This is a genomic window from Escherichia sp. KTE114 (assembly GCF_000407765.1).
Classification (GTDB): domain Bacteria; phylum Pseudomonadota; class Gammaproteobacteria; order Enterobacterales; family Enterobacteriaceae; genus Escherichia; species Escherichia ruysiae.
On the sequence record NZ_KE136626.1, the window covers coordinates 3,644,924 to 3,661,543 of the forward strand.

Below are 16,620 nucleotides of genomic sequence, written 5' to 3' on the forward strand. Positions count from 1 at the left end.
CCATGAAAAAAGCCTTACCGCAGAACGATAAGGCTTTTGTTTTCAAGCAAAAAATTACTTGCTGGTATCCAGTTCTTCGAAACCTTTCACCAGATCATCAATCGCTTTCATCTGCTTGAGGAACGGTTCCAGTTTAGCCAGCGGCAGCGCAGATGGGCCATCGCATTTTGCGTGTTCCGGGTCCGGATGCGCTTCAATAAACAGCCCCGCCAGACCTACCGCCATACCAGCACGTGCCAGCTCAGCCACCTGAGCACGACGACCACCAGAAGCTGCACCAAACGGATCGCGGCATTGCAGTGCGTGGGTCACGTCGAAAATCACCGGCGAGTTGCCAGAAACTTTCTTCATAATGCTGAAGCCCAGCATATCGACAACCAGGTTGTCATAGCCAAAGTTAGCGCCGCGATCGCAAAGAATCACTTTATCGTTGCCGCCTTCTTTGAATTTATCAACGATGTTACCCATCTGACCCGGGCTGACAAACTGCGGTTTCTTGACGTTAATTACCGCACCGGTTTTCGCCATGGCTTCCACCAGGTCAGTCTGACGAGCGAGAAATGCCGGTAACTGGATCACATCCACAACATCAGCAACTGGCTGTGCCTGGCTTGGTTCGTGAACGTCGGTGATAATTTTCACGCCAAAAGTTTGCTTCAATTCCTGGAAGATTTTCATCCCTTCTTCCAGGCCCGGTCCACGATAAGAGTGGATAGAGGAGCGGTTGGCTTTGTCAAAAGAGGCTTTGAACACGTAAGGGATACCCAGTTTCTGGGTCACGGTTACGTAGTGTTCGCAAATGCGCATCGCCAGATCGCGAGATTCCAGCACGTTCATACCGCCAAACAGCACGAACGGCAGGTCATTTGCTACGTTGATGTCGCCAATGCTAACCACTTTTTGTTTCATAGGATCGCCTTAATCTTAAGTAAAATGTCGATTAATTAATGCAGCACAATATGTTTATGCGCGATGTTATTAATTTGCGCACGGATCATTTCGCTGATCGGGTCTTCCGGACACTGTTCAACGAAATAACTTAAATCATTTAACGCAACGTGTTCGCAATCCAGTTGCGCGTAAATCAACCCACGATCGCGAATTTCATACGGATCTTCTGGGTTGAACTGTAATAAGGCCTCGCTGGTGCGTAATGCCAGTTCCATCTGATTTTCTTCCATCAGCGACGCTTTCAGCGTATCCAATAGTTTGCGGATAACCTCAATGTTATCGGCTTCATCCAGGTCTTCATAAAACAGTTCCGCTGACGGGCTGATATTTCCCTTTAACCATACATCCAGCATATGTTCGCTTAACGATTCACCGTTAAAAGGGTTAATCAACCAAATTTCGCCATCCGGACATTCAATGCGCAATATAAGCTGCGTCGGGAATATCACCGGCATCAGCGGCAAATCAAGACGATTAGCGACCCACACCAAAACGGCGCCTAATGATACCGCACTGCCCTGCCGATTTTTTAACACCTGATCCAACCATAATGCATCGGAAAGACGATAAACACCGCGTGAGGCTTTAAATCCCCATTCGCCGTAAAACAACGCGATCAATTTTTCCAGCTGCTCTTCTAAAGGCAGAAGCTGGCTAATTTCTTCCTTCGCCAGATTAACGAGACGCTCCAGTTCGTCGTATACATCTTGCGAGGGAAAATCGCGGCGGATTGCTTCGCAAGCCAGGATCATGCCTTCGCACAGCGGCGCTTTATTAAATTCGAAATCAGCTAACGATCTCATGACTTACCCCAGTAACGGTACTTTTGTGGTGGCGAGTTTAATGATGATGTACAGCACCACCAGCGCCAGCGGGAAGGCAATAATGCGCACCTGCTGACTGTGCACCCGACGATAATCGAGAGCAATAAAACCCAAAACGATATAAATGATAACTCCAAACAGCTTTTCAGTCAGCCATTGTGCCTGCCCGGAAAATGGCAGGATGTGCGCTTTAGCCATTAGCGCAACGCCGCTTAACAATAACACCGTGTCGATAACCGGCGGCGTAATGCGCGTCCAGCGAGCAAATGCCTGAGGATGCTCCTGATAACGTAGCCAGAAACGTAAGGTTAGTAGCCCAACAGAAAGCGCGATGCTAATGAGATGAACGCTAAGCAGCGTAGTAAAACTTGTCATCGATAATAGCGACCAAGCGTCACGCGCTCGTTATCACCGTAGTCCCGGCAGGTTTCGACATTACGATAACCCGCCTGCATAAATGCCTGTCGAACCACTTCGCCCTGCTGCCAGCCATGCTCCAGAAGCAGAAATCCGCCAGATGTCAGTGCGTTACGAGACTTTTCGATGATGTGAACGATATCCGCCATACCGCTGTCTGCCGCAACCAACGCCGACAGCGGCTCAAAGCGGACATCGCCTTGTTGAAGATGGGGGTCCTGCTCGTCAATATATGGCGGATTGCTGACAATCATCGCAAATTGCTGCTCGCCAAGCGCACTAAACCAGTCGCTTTGCAGGATATGGATATTTTTAATCGCCAGATGCTGCGCATTACGCTTCGCAAGGGCAACAGCATCCGGCATTCGGTCAACGGCGGTTACCTCACAATCTGGACGCTCGCTGGCCAGCGCCAGCGCAATTGCCCCGGTGCCCGTACCGAGATCGAGAATACGACAAGACTGTTCAGGCAACCGCGCCAGAGCCTGTTCCACCAGACATTCGGTGTCAGGACGGGGAATTAAGGTCGCTGGCGAAACAAATAACGGCAACGACCAAAATTCACGCACACCGGTTAAATGAGCAATAGGTTCACCCGCACGACGACGCGCCAGCAGTACGTCGAGTTGCTCACACTGCGCATCAGTCAGCAGTGTTTCGCCAAAAGCGAGAATGAAGGTGCGTCCCTTGCCGGTAACATGCTCCAGCAAGATTTCAGCATCGCGACGCGGACTTTCGCTCGCCTGAAGTTGGGTTATTGCGTCACGCAACCAGTGTTGATATTCCATTATTCTTGCTCGGACAACGCCGCCAGTTGGTCAGCCTGATGTTCCTGGACGATCGGCTCAATCAGCATATCCAGCTTCCCTTCCATCACTTCATCCAGACGGTAGAGCGTCAGGTTGATACGGTGGTCGGTGACGCGCCCCTGCGGGAAATTGTAGGTACGGTTACGGTCGCTGCGATCGCCACTGCCCAGCAGGTTACGACGGGTAGACGCCTCCGCCTGCTGGCGTTTTGCCATTTCTGCTGCGTGGATGCGAGCACCAAGTACAGAAAGAGCTTTAGCTTTGTTTTTATGTTGTGAACGTTCGTCCTGACATTCAACAACAATACCGGTTGGTAAGTGGGTAATACGGATTGCCGAATCGGTGGTGTTAACGTGCTGCCCGCCTGCCCCTGAAGAGCGGAAAGTATCAATGCGCAAATCTGCCGGGTTGATATCCGGCAGTTCCGCGTCAGGCAGTTCTGGCATTACAGCAACGGTACAAGCAGAAGTATGAATACGCCCCTGAGATTCAGTGGCCGGAACACGCTGCACGCGATGACCGCCGGATTCAAATTTCAAACGACCATATACACCATCACCACTGATTTTGGCGATGATCTCTTTATAGCCACCATGCTCGCCCTCGCTGGCGCTCATGATTTCCACGCGCCAGCGACGGGCTTCTGCGTAACGGCTGTACATACGGAACAGATCGCCGGCAAATAATGCGGCTTCATCACCACCGGTTCCGGCACGCACTTCGAGGAAGGCGTTGCGTTCGTCATCAGGATCTTTTGGCAGCAAGAGAACCTGAAGTTGTTGTTCCAGTTGCTCGCTTTTTTCTTTAGCTTCGCGCAGTTCATCCTGCGCCATTTCACGCATTTCAGGATCGTCGAGCATCATCTGTGCGGTTTCGATATCTTCCTGAACCTGTTGCCAGTCGGTGAAACAGCGCGAAACATCACTTAGCTGCGCATATTCACGAGATAATGCGCGAAAACGTTCCTGGTCAGCGATGGTTTGCGCATCACCCAGCAGCGCCTGAACTTCTTCATGGCGTTCATGCAGGGCTTCCAGTTTGGCAACGATAGAAGGCTTCATAGGCGTAAATGCACCCTGTAAAAAAGAAAATGATGTACTGCTACTCCAGCCCGAGGCTGTCGCGCAGAATATTCAGGCGTTCGTTATCCCCGTCACGGGCGGCCTGTTGAAGTGATTTCGTTGGCGCATGGATCAGGCGGTTAGTCAGTTTCCATGCCAGATCCTGCATAATGGCTTGCGCGTCTCCGCCCTGCTCAAGGGCGGCTAACGCTTTGGCGGTTAACTCATCGCGAACCTGCTCTGCCTGACTGCGATACTCGCGAATGGTTTCGCTGGCGCTTTGTGCGCGCAGCCACGCCATAAATTCGCTGGTTTCCTGAGCGACGATAGTTTCCGCCTCAACTGCTGCAGCTTTACGCTGCGCCAGGTTATGCGAAATAATACTTTGCAGATCGTCAACGCTATAAAGATAAGCATTCGCCAGTTTGCCGACTTCCGGCTCAACATCGCGCGGAACGGCAATATCCACCAACAGCATCGGTTGGTTGCGACGGCTTTTTAATGCGCGCTCCACCATACCTTTACCGATGATCGGTAACGGGCTTGCAGTGGAACTAATGATGATATCGGCTTCACGCAGACGTTCGTCGATATCGCTCAATGCAATCACTTCCGCACCGACTTCATCTGCCAGAATTTGGGCACGTTCACGAGTACGGTTGGCGATAATCATCTTCTGAACTTTGTGTTCGCGCAGGTGACGCGCCACCAGCTCGATGGTTTCACCCGCACCAACCAGCAAAACCGTTACCGTTGAGAGCGATTCAAAGATCTGCCGCGCCAGCGTACAAGCCGCAAAAGCGACAGATACGGCACTGGCGCCAATATCCGTTTCAGTGCGGACGCGTTTTGCTACAGAGAAAGATTTCTGAAACATGCGTTCCAGCTCGCTCGCCTTCATATGGCCTTTTTGCGAATCAGCAAACGCTTTTTTCACCTGACCGAGAATTTGCGGCTCACCAAGAACGAGAGAATCAAGTCCGCTGGCAACACGCATCAGATGGCTGACCGCGTCGTTATCCTGATGCCAGTAGAGGCTATTACGCAGATCTTCTTCGTTGAGATTGTGGTAATCGCACAACCAGCGAATGAGCGCCTCTTGCAGGTTATCCTGCTCTTCAACGCTAAGATAAAGTTCCGTGCGGTTACACGTCGACAGCACCACGCCGCCCTGCACCATCGGCTGCGCGAGCAGGCTGTCAAGCGCCTGATCGAGCTTGTCCGGCGAAAACGATACACGTTCTCGTAGCGATACAGGTGCCGTTTTATGGTTAATACCGAGTGCTAAAAGGGTCATGTCTGCGGGAAATAATACCAACGTTGATATGGTTAGTCTGCTCGCATCATACAGGATGCGTGGGATCAATAAAAGAGAGCGCCCCCTTTTGGAGTAATTGCCAAAAGCCGTTAGATTCTGGCAATTAAGACAACTTGAACATAGACGATAGCGGACGGTAACGCTAGCATTAAGGGTTATAACTGCAACGTATCTCAAGGACTTGTCATCACTATGCCCCTGCCCGATTTTCGCTTTATCCGCCTGCTACCGCTGGCTGCCCTCGTGCTCACTGCATGTTCCGTTACCACGCCAAAAGGCCCCGGCAAAAGCCCGGATTCCCCGCAGTGGCGTCAGCATCAGCAAGACGTTCGTAACCTCAATCAATATCAGACACGCGGTGCATTTGCGTATATTTCCGACCAGCAGAAAGTGTATGCCCGCTTCTTCTGGCAGCAAACTGGCCAGGATCGCTACCGTCTGCTGCTGACTAACCCATTGGGAAGCACCGAACTGGAGCTGAATGCTCAGCCGGGTAACGTGCAGCTCGTAGATAACAAAGGTCAACGTTACACCGCCGATGACGCCGAAGAGATGATTGGCAAATTGACAGGAATGCCGATTCCGCTCAACAGCTTGCGTCAGTGGATTTTAGGTTTGCCTGGTGATGCGACCGACTACAAACTGGACGATCAGTACCGCCTGAGCGAAATCACCTACAGCCAGAACGGCAAAAACTGGAAAGTCGTATACGGTGGTTATGACACCAAAACGCAACCTGCGATGCCAGCCAATATGGAACTCACCGACGGTGGTCAGCGCATCAAGTTAAAAATGGATAACTGGATAGTGAAATAATGCGGACACAGTGGCCCTCTCCGGCAAAACTTAATCTGTTCTTATACATTACCGGTCAGCGTGCGGATGGTTACCACACGCTGCAAACGCTGTTTCAGTTTCTTGATTACGGCGACACCATCAGCATTGAACTTCGTGACGATGGGGATATTCGCCTGTTAACACCCGTTGAAGGCGTGGAACACGAAGATAATCTGATCGTTCGCGCAGCACGGTTGTTGATGAAAACAGCGGCAAACAGCGGGCGTCTTCCGGCGGGAAGCGGTGCAGATATCAGCATTGACAAACAATTACCGATGGGCGGCGGTCTGGGCGGTGGTTCATCGAATGCCGCGACTGTTCTGGTGGCGCTGAATCATCTCTGGCAATGCGGCCTGAGCATCGATGAGCTAGCGGAAATAGGTCTGACGCTGGGCGCAGATGTTCCTGTATTTGTCCGTGGTCATGCCGCTTTTGCTGAGGGAGTGGGTGAAATATTAACGCCAGTGAATCCGCCAGAGAAATGGTATCTGGTGGCGCACCCTGGTGTAAGTATTCCGACACCGGTGATTTTTAAAGATCCCGAACTCCCGCGCAATACGCCAAAAAGGTCAATTGATACGTTGCTAAAATGTGAATTCGGCAATGATTGCGAGGTTATCGCAAGAAAACGTTTTCGCGAGGTTGATGCGGTGCTTTCCTGGCTGTTAGAATACGCCCCGTCGCGCCTGACTGGGACAGGGGCCTGTGTCTTTGCTGAATTTGATACAGAGTCTGAAGCCCGCCAGGTGCTAGAGCAAGCCCCGGAATGGCTCAATGGCTTTGTGGCGAAAGGCGTCAACCTTTCCCCATTGCACAGAGCCATGCTTTAAGCCGGGCAAGCTGAGTTTCGGTGACAACGTCACCTTGTTCCAGACGTTGCATCGCGCTCTTTAATACACCGCCTGGAAAGAATATTGCCTGGCCCGCACAGTTTTCGGCAGATTCTTTCCACCAATGGACGCATGCCTGAGGTTCTTCTCGTGCCTGATATGAAGCTTTTTGCTGGTAACGCCACCCCGGAACTAGCACAACGTATTGCCAACCGCCTGTACACTTCACTCGGCGACGCCGCTGTAGGTCGCTTTAGCGACGGCGAAGTCAGCGTACAAATCAATGAAAATGTACGCGGTGGTGATATTTTCATCATCCAGTCCACTTGTGCCCCTACTAACGACAACCTGATGGAATTAGTCGTTATGGTTGATGCCCTGCGTCGTGCTTCCGCAGGTCGTATCACCGCTGTTATCCCCTACTTTGGCTATGCGCGCCAGGACCGTCGCGTCCGTTCCGCTCGTGTACCAATCACTGCGAAAGTGGTTGCAGACTTCCTCTCCAGCGTCGGTGTTGACCGTGTGCTGACGGTGGATCTGCACGCTGAACAGATTCAGGGTTTCTTCGACGTTCCGGTTGATAACGTATTTGGTAGCCCGATCCTGCTGGAAGACATGCTGCAGCTGAATCTGGATAACCCGATTGTGGTTTCCCCGGACATCGGCGGCGTTGTGCGTGCCCGCGCTATCGCTAAGCTGCTGAACGATACCGATATGGCAATCATCGATAAACGTCGTCCGCGTGCGAACGTTTCCCAGGTGATGCATATCATCGGTGACGTTGCAGGTCGTGACTGCGTACTGGTCGATGATATGATCGACACTGGCGGTACGCTGTGTAAAGCTGCTGAAGCTCTGAAAGAACGTGGTGCTAAACGTGTATTTGCGTACGCGACTCACCCGATCTTCTCTGGCAACGCGGCGAACAACCTGCGTAACTCTGTAATTGATGAAGTCGTTGTCTGCGATACCATTCCGCTGAGCGATGAAATCAAATCACTGCCGAACGTGCGTACTCTGACCCTGTCAGGTATGCTGGCCGAAGCGATTCGTCGTATCAGCAACGAAGAATCGATCTCTGCTATGTTCGAACATTAATCGAATCCGGCTCAAAGACCCGCTGCGGCGGGTTTTTTTGTCTGTAATATCCATTTGTATGACCTATGCCTCCTTCACCTGCCATTTAGTTGACAGATGATGCGCTCACGGATGAAACATTATTGTGAACAAAATATTCTTCTCACATGTGATGCCTTTCCGCGCTCTGATCGACGCTTGCTGGAAAGAAAAATACACTGCCGCACGGTTTACCCGTGACCTGATTGCCGGGATTACCGTCGGGATTATCGCTATTCCGCTGGCGATGGCGTTGGCAATTGGTAGTGGCGTAGCTCCGCAGTACGGTTTATATACCGCTGCTGTTGCAGGGATTGTCATTGCTCTGACGGGTGGGTCGCGTTTTAGCGTTTCCGGTCCGACTGCGGCATTTGTGGTAATTCTCTATCCTGTTTCGCAACAGTTTGGACTGGCAGGCCTGCTGGTTGCGACGTTGTTGTCGGGGATCTTTTTGATCCTGATGGGGCTGGCGCGCTTCGGTCGCCTGATTGAGTATATTCCGGTTTCCGTTACCTTAGGCTTCACTTCGGGTATCGGGATCACCATCGGTACGATGCAGATTAAAGATTTTCTCGGTCTGCAAATGGCACATGTCCCGGAACATTATCTGCAAAAAGTTGGCGCATTATTTATGGCGCTACCGACCATTAACGTGGGCGATGCCGCAATTGGTATTGTAACGCTTGGGATACTGATTTTCTGGCCGCGTCTGGGCATTCGTTTACCTGGTCATCTTCCGGCCTTGCTGGCTGGTTGTGCGGTGATGGGTATTGTTAACCTGCTCGGTGGACACGTTGCTACCATCGGCTCGCAATTCCACTACGTCCTCGCCGATGGATCTCAGGGTAATGGTATTCCGCAACTGCTGCCGCAACTGGTACTGCCGTGGGATCTACCTAATTCAGAATTCACGCTGACCTGGGACTCCATACGCACACTGCTGCCTGCGGCATTCTCAATGGCAATGCTCGGCGCAATCGAATCTCTGCTCTGCGCTGTGGTACTGGATGGTATGACCGGGACTAAACACAAAGCGAACAGCGAGCTGGTCGGTCAGGGTCTGGGGAATATCATTGCCCCGTTCTTTGGTGGTATTACCGCTACAGCCGCGATCGCGCGTTCTGCCGCTAACGTCCGTGCCGGTGCAACCTCGCCCATCTCGGCGGTGATCCACTCGATTCTGGTTATTCTCGCCCTGCTGGTACTGGCACCGCTGCTCTCCTGGCTGCCGCTTTCCGCCATGGCTGCCCTGCTGTTAATGGTGGCATGGAACATGAGTGAAGCACACAAAGTGGTCGACTTGCTGCGCCATGCGCCGAAAGATGACATCATCGTCATGCTGCTTTGCATGTCGCTGACCGTGCTGTTTGATATGGTTATTGCCATCAGTGTGGGTATCGTACTGGCATCGCTGCTGTTTATGCGTCGCATCGCCCGTATGACTCGTCTGGCACTTGTGGCGGTAGATGTTCCTGACGATGTACTGGTTCTGAGAGTTATTGGTCCGCTGTTTTTCGCTGCGGCTGAAGGCTTATTCACCGATCTTGAATCGCGTCTGGAAGGCAAACGAATTGTTATTCTGAAGTGGGATGCAGTTCCGGTGCTTGATGCCGGTGGCCTTGATGCGTTCCAGCGTTTTGTGAAGCGCCTGCCTGAAGGGTGTGAACTGCGGGTGTGTAACGTGGAATTCCAGCCACTGCGCACCATGGCTCGTTCTGGTATTCAACCGATCCCTGGACGCCTGGCGTTCTTCCCGAATCGCAGCGCAGCAATGGCTGATCTGTAAGAAAGGCATTAAATTGACCAGTCAGCGCAAACTGACTGGTCAGCAAACTACATTATGCGTTAGCTATGACGACGATTATCGTTACGGCGGCAACGTTTGTCATAGTGGCGAACCCACCAGTAACGGTCACACACCTGTTCATGCCCGCCAACACGGGCACCCGCCAGCCAGAGAATGGCACCGACGAAAATACTCAGCACTGCACCATGTGCGAAATACTGGGGCATATTAAACTGTGGTAACTGGTTGAGGATTGAATACCCCACGCCGACCACCATGACCACCAGACCCAACCCCATGAGCACGTTACCGAGTAACGAAGCGTTTTTGCGTTTCATATGTCACCTCCGGAACTTTCTGGGTTGTAACAGGGAATACCCCTCTTCCTTATGTGTAAAGTATAGACAACACCCTGTAGGTTATGTGCGGGCGTGATCACAATTACAACCCTTATTTCAACAAAACTTTACAAATAACCGCCTGAACACCCTGACTTTCTAATAGTTCGCAGAGGCAATGATTGTGTTGTCTGCGTATAAGGTGCTGTTTTTTGTCAAGCGAGGCCACAACCAGTAAACTACGCGCCAGTTATGCACTCACTCAGGACAAAAAACGTGACGATTAAATTGATTGTCGGCCTGGCGAATCCCGGCGCTGAATACGCCGCAACGCGACACAATGCTGGCGCCTGGTTCGTTGACTTACTGGCGGAGCGTTTGCGCGCCCCCCTGCGCGAAGAAGCTAAATTTTTTGGTTATACCTCGCGAGTTACCGTTGGAGGCGAAGATGTCCGCCTGTTAGTCCCGACCACATTTATGAATCTCAGCGGCAAAGCCGTCGCGGCGATGGCCAGTTTTTTCCGCATTAACCCGGACGAAATTCTGGTCGCCCACGACGAACTGGATCTGCCCCCTGGCGTCGCCAAATTTAAGTTGGGCGGCGGCCATGGTGGTCACAATGGACTGAAAGATATCATCAGTAAATTGGGTAATAACCCTAACTTTCACCGTTTACGCATTGGAATCGGTCATCCGGGCGATAAAAACAAAGTTGTCGGGTTTGTGTTAGGCAAACCTCCTGTTAGTGAACAGAAGTTAATTGATGAAGCCATCGACGAAGCGGCACGTTGTACTGAAATGTGGTTTACAGATGGCTTGACCAAAGCAACGAACCGATTGCACGCCTTTAAAGCGCAATAAGTCGTTGTCTGCGGCATTTTTGCCGCGTGCCGTGTATAATAGGCAGAGTTATTTCCATTTCTACAATCTGTTTACGATAACAGGTTGATTATTAAGATATTAAGGTGATTTAAATCATGGGATTCAAATGCGGTATCGTCGGTTTGCCCAACGTCGGGAAATCTACCCTGTTCAACGCGCTGACCAAAGCCGGTATTGAAGCGGCCAACTTTCCATTCTGCACCATCGAGCCGAACACAGGCGTTGTGCCAATGCCCGATCCGCGTCTGGATCAACTGGCTGAAATCGTAAAACCGCAGCGTACGCTTCCCACGACCATGGAGTTTGTCGATATCGCTGGCCTGGTAAAAGGCGCATCGAAAGGCGAAGGTCTGGGTAACCAGTTCCTGACCAACATCCGTGAAACCGAAGCGATCGGTCACGTTGTTCGCTGCTTTGAAAATGACAACATCATTCACGTTTCCGGCAAAGTTAATCCGGCAGACGATATTGAAGTTATCAATACCGAGCTGGCTCTGGCGGATCTCGACACCTGTGAACGTGCGATTCACCGCGTACAGAAAAAAGCCAAAGGTGGCGATAAAGACGCGAAAGCCGAGCTGGCGGTACTGGAAAAATGCCTGCCACAACTTGAAAACGCAGGTATGCTGCGCGCGCTGGATTTAAGCGCAGAAGAAAAAGCAGCTATTCGTTACCTGAGCTTCCTGACGTTGAAACCGACGATGTACATCGCTAACGTCAACGAAGACGGTTTTGAAAACAACCCGTATCTGGACCAGGTGCGTGAAATCGCGGCGAAAGAAGGTTCTGTTGTCGTTCCGGTTTGTGCTGCTGTTGAAGCCGACATTGCCGAACTGGACGACGAAGAACGTGACGAATTTATGCAGGAGCTGGGACTGGAAGAGCCGGGTCTGAACCGTGTGATCCGTGCCGGTTATAAACTGCTGAACCTGCAAACTTACTTCACCGCCGGGGTGAAAGAAGTGCGCGCATGGACCATTCCGGTTGGTGCAACCGCGCCGCAGGCTGCTGGCAAAATCCACACTGATTTTGAAAAAGGCTTTATCCGTGCACAAACCATCGCGTTTGAAGATTTCATCACTTACAAAGGTGAACAAGGCGCGAAAGAAGCAGGAAAAATGCGTGCAGAAGGTAAAGATTACATCGTTAAAGATGGCGATGTGATGAACTTCCTGTTTAACGTTTAATTCCGCGTCATCTCCTGACGGTTAATAATGAGCCATTATGTGAATCGCACATAATGGCTTTTTTACGCCTGCTACGCTGCTTCTTTCAATTCTGAGCTACCAAAACTCATAATCAGACTTCTGGCAATATTAACAATGCGGTCTTTATGTGATAACAATCACAGTGCATTGACTGTTCAAGAGTTTGTCATGAAAAAAACATTTACCTTCAGCCTGTTAGCAATTGTCTTTGCGAGCCTGTTAAGTGCTTGTGTTCCTCACCATCATCACCGCCACAGTGATGGCCTGCGTGGTCCTGCGGCTTCCGGTAAGCCAATGCCACCTTCAAATGGTGGGCCAAATCATGGCAGTCATGGTCGCTATTAATTAGCAAGTCATACGCGGAAGAGTGCATACTCCCGCTATCCCCGGCGCTTAAACTGACCCGCATCAATGCCATATTGTTTCATTTTTCGCCACAGCGTGGTGCGACCAATTCCAAGTAACGCCGACATTTCCAGAATACGTCCGCCAGTCACCTGGGCGGCGTTAATAATCGCTTCTTTTTCGACTTCCGCAAATGACAGACTGGTGGAAAGACGCGTGGCGCTGATATCTTCTGTCGCCTGTTCGGTAAACAGATGCTCAGGCAAATTACTGACGCGAATACGCCCGTTGTCGCTGCTCAGGGCAAGGTTCTCAATGACGCTATACAGTTCAAAATCATTACCGGGCCATGCGCAGGAGACCAAACGAGCAAGCGCATCATCATCAATCTTCAAACGGGTTGAGAAGCGTTTTTCGAGATTACGCAATTTATTATTCACCAGCGCCGGAATACTGCCGCGCCGCATACGCAGAGGCGGGATGGTAATTTCAAATGCATGGAGCGCGTAATAAAGCTGGCGACTAAAGCGATTTTGTTCCACCAGCATTGCCAGATCTGCGGTCGTTGTGGCAATCACTTTGACATCAATCGGGATTAAACGCCGCGCATCCAACCGCGTGATAACGCCCTGCTTGATGACCTGAAGCAATGCTGACTGTAACTCCATCGCCAGATACTCAATCTTTTCGAGAAACAGCGTGCCGCCGTGTGCCAGTTCCAGACGACTCAGACGGCCATTTTTATTCTCCGTGCGATCGCCGCCAATAAATTCTTCCACCAGCGTCGCATCACCATATAACTCGCAATTGACGGCGATATAGGGACCTGCGGCGCGTTCGCTTTCATTATGAATCGCCTGGCTTAACAGGGCTTTACCAACGCCTTCTTCTCCACAAAGTAACACCGGAAAACTGCTGCGCGCCGCCTGACGACCAAAATGAATCAAGCGGCGGGTTTGCGGATCATCCTGTGGCATATGAGCAAAAGTATGACTAACTTTGCCTAATTGACTGGTCATCAATTGCCGCATCTGTTCCACCGGATGCAGCAGCAGAATAAAGCTGGTTCCCTGAGCTTCAACTATCGGTTTAAGGGTAATGACCGTATCAATAAACTGGTGCTGACTTTCAAAGGTCGCTTCCACATGTTTGAGCGGATGTGCCTGTTTTATTGCCTGTTGCAACACGGCGGGTAACGTTAACAGTTCCGTGATTGCTCTTCCCTGACTTGCCGTCACATCCAGACGTAAAACACGCGCCGCCTGAGCATTGATAAATTGCAGATTACCCTGCTCATCCCAGCTAATCACGCCATCGTCCATACTTTCTAACAGGGCGTTAAGCTGATTTAAATGCCGATTAGTTTCAGCCAGCAAACTGTCCGTTAGCAGTAAGTTTCCCACCTCGCGAGCAATTGCCAGCGTCAACGGCAAATCGGCTGCTGTCGATTGTTCCGCCGGACATGCCAGGGCTATCGTCCCCGTCAATCGCCCCTTGCTGTCAAACAGCGGCGTTGCACAAAATGCCCATTTCCAGAGCGCCTGTTTAAAATGTTGATCGGCTATCGTTTTCACCGCCTGACCAGAGATAGCCGCTAACGATAACGCACAAGTACCGATGATTCCTTCGGCACAATAAGTGCCGTCATTAAATCCCAACGCACTAAGCTGCTCCATAGTCTGCGGATCACCATAACGGCTAAGGATGCAGGCAGTTTCATCAAGAATAAGCAAAACGCACGCTCGTGGCGCCATATATTCCAGGGCATCTTCCAGCGCCGCCTGACCAAGTGTCAGCATCGCCTTTTTACGCCGACAGATAGTAGCAAATGTCACGCCCTGGGCCTGGTGCGGTATGCTCCACGCTTCCCGTTTCATCAGTTTGCGGCATCGCTCCCAGGATGCTGCAATCCAGGGAGAGTTAACCTGGTCATCGTTGTGAAAACCGCCTCTCATATTCCACTCGCTTCTGGCAAAAGGTGTTCTGACTCGCAATTTTAAGTATCAGGGCATTCTTATGTTCCATTATGGAACATTTATTAAAACATATGTTTCACCATGAAACATAATTTGTATGAATTTTCTTTTCCTAAGTCTGATGCACAATGGATTCATCGGCAGTCAGTGGTCGCCGTGTCGTTGAACATCATCCATGCCCTACGATAATTGCTGGAGCAAAATAATGAAAAAATTGATCAATGATGTGCAAGACGTACTGAACGAACAACTGGCAGGGCTGGCGAAAGCGCATCCTTCGCTGACATTGCATCAGGATCCGCTGTACGTCACACGAGCCGATGCACCGGTTGCCGGAAAAGTCGCCCTGCTGTCAGGCGGCGGCAGCGGGCACGAACCGATGCACTGCGGTTATATCGGTCAGGGAATGCTCTCGGGGGCTTGTCCGGGCGAAATTTTCACTTCACCGACCCCCGATAAAATCTTTGAATGCGCCATGCAAATTGATGGCGGCGAAGGTGTACTGCTGATCATCAAAAATTACACCGGCGATATTCTTAACTTCGAAACAGCAACCGAATTACTCCACGACAGTGGCGTAAAAGTGACCACGGTGGTCATTGATGACGACGTCGCGGTGAAAGATAGTCTTTATACCGCCGGGCGGCGCGGTGTTGCCAATACGGTGTTAATAGAAAAACTTGTGGGTGCGGCGGCGGAACGTGGCGACTCACTGGACGCCTGTGCGGAACTGGGGCGTAAGCTGAATAATCAGGGGCACTCAATTGGTATCGCTCTCGGTGCCTGTACCGTTCCAGCCGCTGGCAAACCCTCATTTACGCTGGCAGATAATGAGATGGAGTTTGGCGTCGGTATTCATGGCGAGCCGGGTATCGATCGTCGCCCCTTCTCTTCCCTTGATCAAACCGTCGATGAAATGTTCGACACACTGCTGGAAAATGGCACATACCATCGCACACTGCGCTTCTGGAATTATCAACAAGGAAACTGGCAGGAAGAGATACAAACCAAACAGCCGCTACAATCTGGCGATCGGGTGATTGCGCTGGTCAACAATCTCGGCGCCACGCCACTTTCTGAGCTTTACGGCGTCTATAACCGTCTGACTACGCGTTGTCAGCAAGCGGGGCTGACTATCGAACGTAATTTAATCGGCGCGTATTGCACTTCACTGGATATGACCGGTTTTTCCATCACCTTACTGAAGGTTGATGACGAAACGTTGGCGTTATGGGATGCCCCAGTCCACACCCCGGCGCTGAACTGGGGTAAATAAGGAGATAACGATGTCACTGAGCAGAACTCAAATTGTTAACTGGCTTACTCGCTGTGGGGAAATCTTCAGCAAAGAGAGCGATTATCTTACCGGACTGGATCGTGAAATTGGCGACGCTGACCACGGGCTAAATATGAATCGAGGATTTAGCAAAGTGGTGGAAAAACTACCCGCCATTGAGGACAAGGATATTGGTTTCATCCTCAAAAATACCGGTATGACGCTGCTTTCCAGCGTCGGTGGTGCCAGTGGTCCGCTATTCGGTACATTCTTTATTCGCGCCGCGCAGGCAACTCAGGCGCGCCAAAGCCTGACGCTGGAAGAGCTTTATCAGATGTTCCGCGATGGTGTGGACGGCGTAATCAGCCGGGGGAAAGCCGAACCTGGCGATAAAACCATGTGCGATGTCTGGAAACCAGTGGTTGAGTCGTTACGCCAGTCCAGCGAGCAAAATCTCTCTGTTCCGGCGGCGCTCGACGCAGCCAGCGGAGTGGCTGAATCCGCTGCACAAAGCACGATTACGATGCAAGCTCGCAAAGGCCGTGCCAGTTATCTCGGTGAACGCAGTATTGGTCACCAGGATCCTGGCGCGACCTCAGTGATGTTTATGATGCAAATGCTGGCGTTAGCCGCGAAAGAGTAAGGA

17 protein-coding genes are annotated in these 16,620 nt (G+C 51.2%); 9 read left to right on the plus strand and 8 right to left on the minus strand.

Going from position 1 to position 16,620, the window contains the following annotated elements; translation table 11 throughout:
- Nucleotides 1-54: 54 nt before the first annotated feature.
- The 6 genes from kdsA to hemA are packed head-to-tail and all read right to left on the minus strand — an operon-like array spanning nt 55 to nt 5,359.
- Entirely contained in the window at nt 55-909 is an 855-nt protein-coding gene (gene kdsA, locus WC5_RS03965; protein WP_000811058.1) for a 3-deoxy-8-phosphooctulonate synthase, read from the minus strand.
- Between the two features lie 35 nt (nt 910-944).
- Nucleotides 945-1,754 carry an invasion regulator SirB1 gene (gene sirB1 / locus WC5_RS03960; protein ID WP_001257033.1) on the minus strand — a complete coding sequence of 270 codons (810 nt, stop codon included), beginning with the start codon at nt 1,752-1,754 and terminating at the stop codon, nt 945-947.
- A 3-nt stretch (nt 1,755-1,757) separates the two neighbouring features.
- A complete protein-coding gene (gene sirB2, locus WC5_RS03955) occupies nt 1,758-2,150 on the minus strand; it encodes an invasion regulator SirB2 (RefSeq protein ID WP_000200409.1) in 393 nt (130 codons plus the stop codon).
- A complete protein-coding gene (gene prmC, locus WC5_RS03950; protein ID WP_000456437.1) occupies nt 2,147-2,980 on the minus strand; it encodes a peptide chain release factor N(5)-glutamine methyltransferase in 834 nt (277 codons plus the stop codon). Before prmC ends, sirB2 begins: the two co-directional genes overlap by 4 nt.
- On the minus strand, nt 2,980-4,062 hold the full coding sequence (prfA, locus tag WC5_RS03945) for a peptide chain release factor 1 (RefSeq protein ID WP_000804729.1): 1,083 nt from the start codon (nt 4,060-4,062) through the stop codon (nt 2,980-2,982). Before prfA ends, prmC begins: the two co-directional genes overlap by 1 nt.
- Before the next feature lie 40 nt (nt 4,063-4,102).
- Complete coding sequence (hemA, locus tag WC5_RS03940) at nt 4,103-5,359, minus strand: glutamyl-tRNA reductase (RefSeq protein ID WP_010352454.1); 1,257 nt, start codon at nt 5,357-5,359, stop codon at nt 4,103-4,105.
- 213 nt (nt 5,360-5,572) lie between these two features.
- Here hemA and lolB point away from each other — a divergent pair, with 213 nt between their 5' ends.
- The 4 genes from lolB (at nt 5,573) to dauA (ending at nt 9,949) form a co-directional block, all read left to right on the plus strand.
- Nucleotides 5,573-6,196, plus strand: coding sequence for a lipoprotein insertase outer membrane protein LolB (lolB, locus tag WC5_RS03935; protein WP_001130678.1), 624 nt, complete (start codon nt 5,573-5,575; stop codon nt 6,194-6,196).
- On the plus strand, nt 6,196-7,047 hold the full coding sequence (gene ispE, locus WC5_RS03930; RefSeq protein ID WP_001260348.1) for a 4-(cytidine 5'-diphospho)-2-C-methyl-D-erythritol kinase: 852 nt from the start codon (nt 6,196-6,198) through the stop codon (nt 7,045-7,047). Before lolB ends, ispE begins: the two co-directional genes overlap by 1 nt.
- 150 nt (nt 7,048-7,197) lie before the next feature.
- Complete coding sequence (gene prs, locus WC5_RS03925) at nt 7,198-8,145, plus strand: ribose-phosphate diphosphokinase (RefSeq protein WP_001298109.1); 948 nt, start codon at nt 7,198-7,200, stop codon at nt 8,143-8,145.
- A gap of 124 nt (nt 8,146-8,269) precedes the next feature.
- Nucleotides 8,270-9,949, plus strand: a complete 1,680-nt coding sequence (gene dauA / locus WC5_RS03920) for a C4-dicarboxylic acid transporter DauA (RefSeq protein WP_001033162.1) — start codon at nt 8,270-8,272, stop codon at nt 9,947-9,949.
- A 59-nt stretch (nt 9,950-10,008) separates the two neighbouring features.
- Here the strand turns inward: dauA and ychH are convergent, their stop codons facing one another.
- Entirely contained in the window at nt 10,009-10,287 is a 279-nt protein-coding gene (gene ychH, locus WC5_RS03915) for a stress-induced protein YchH (protein WP_000823884.1), read from the minus strand.
- A 276-nt stretch (nt 10,288-10,563) separates the two neighbouring features.
- On the opposite strand from ychH, the gene pth reads away from it, so the two are divergent.
- The 3 genes from pth to WC5_RS03900 all read left to right on the plus strand — a co-directional run bounded on the left by pth (nt 10,564) and on the right by WC5_RS03900 (nt 12,722).
- Entirely contained in the window at nt 10,564-11,148 is a 585-nt protein-coding gene (gene pth / locus WC5_RS03910; protein WP_000152950.1) for an aminoacyl-tRNA hydrolase, read from the plus strand.
- Between the two features lie 116 nt (nt 11,149-11,264).
- Entirely contained in the window at nt 11,265-12,356 is a 1,092-nt protein-coding gene (gene ychF, locus WC5_RS03905) for a redox-regulated ATPase YchF (protein ID WP_000505865.1), read from the plus strand.
- Between the two features lie 189 nt (nt 12,357-12,545).
- Nucleotides 12,546-12,722: a hypothetical protein gene (locus WC5_RS03900; RefSeq protein ID WP_016231740.1), complete on the plus strand. Its 177-nt coding sequence runs from the start codon at nt 12,546-12,548 to the stop codon at nt 12,720-12,722.
- 35 nt (nt 12,723-12,757) lie between these two features.
- On the opposite strand, the gene dhaR is transcribed toward WC5_RS03900, so the two are convergent.
- Complete coding sequence (gene dhaR, locus WC5_RS03895) at nt 12,758-14,677, minus strand: dihydroxyacetone kinase operon transcriptional regulator DhaR (protein WP_016231741.1); 1,920 nt, start codon at nt 14,675-14,677, stop codon at nt 12,758-12,760.
- A gap of 226 nt (nt 14,678-14,903) precedes the next feature.
- Between dhaR and dhaK the strand changes: the two genes are divergently transcribed.
- Together dhaK and dhaL are read left to right on the plus strand one after the other, a co-directional pair.
- Complete coding sequence (gene dhaK / locus WC5_RS03890; RefSeq protein ID WP_016231742.1) at nt 14,904-15,974, plus strand: dihydroxyacetone kinase subunit DhaK; 1,071 nt, start codon at nt 14,904-14,906, stop codon at nt 15,972-15,974.
- A gap of 10 nt (nt 15,975-15,984) precedes the next feature.
- Nucleotides 15,985-16,617 carry a dihydroxyacetone kinase subunit DhaL gene (gene dhaL, locus WC5_RS03885; RefSeq protein WP_000059414.1) on the plus strand — a complete coding sequence of 211 codons (633 nt, stop codon included), beginning with the start codon at nt 15,985-15,987 and terminating at the stop codon, nt 16,615-16,617.
- Nucleotides 16,618-16,620: the final 3 nt, after the last annotated feature.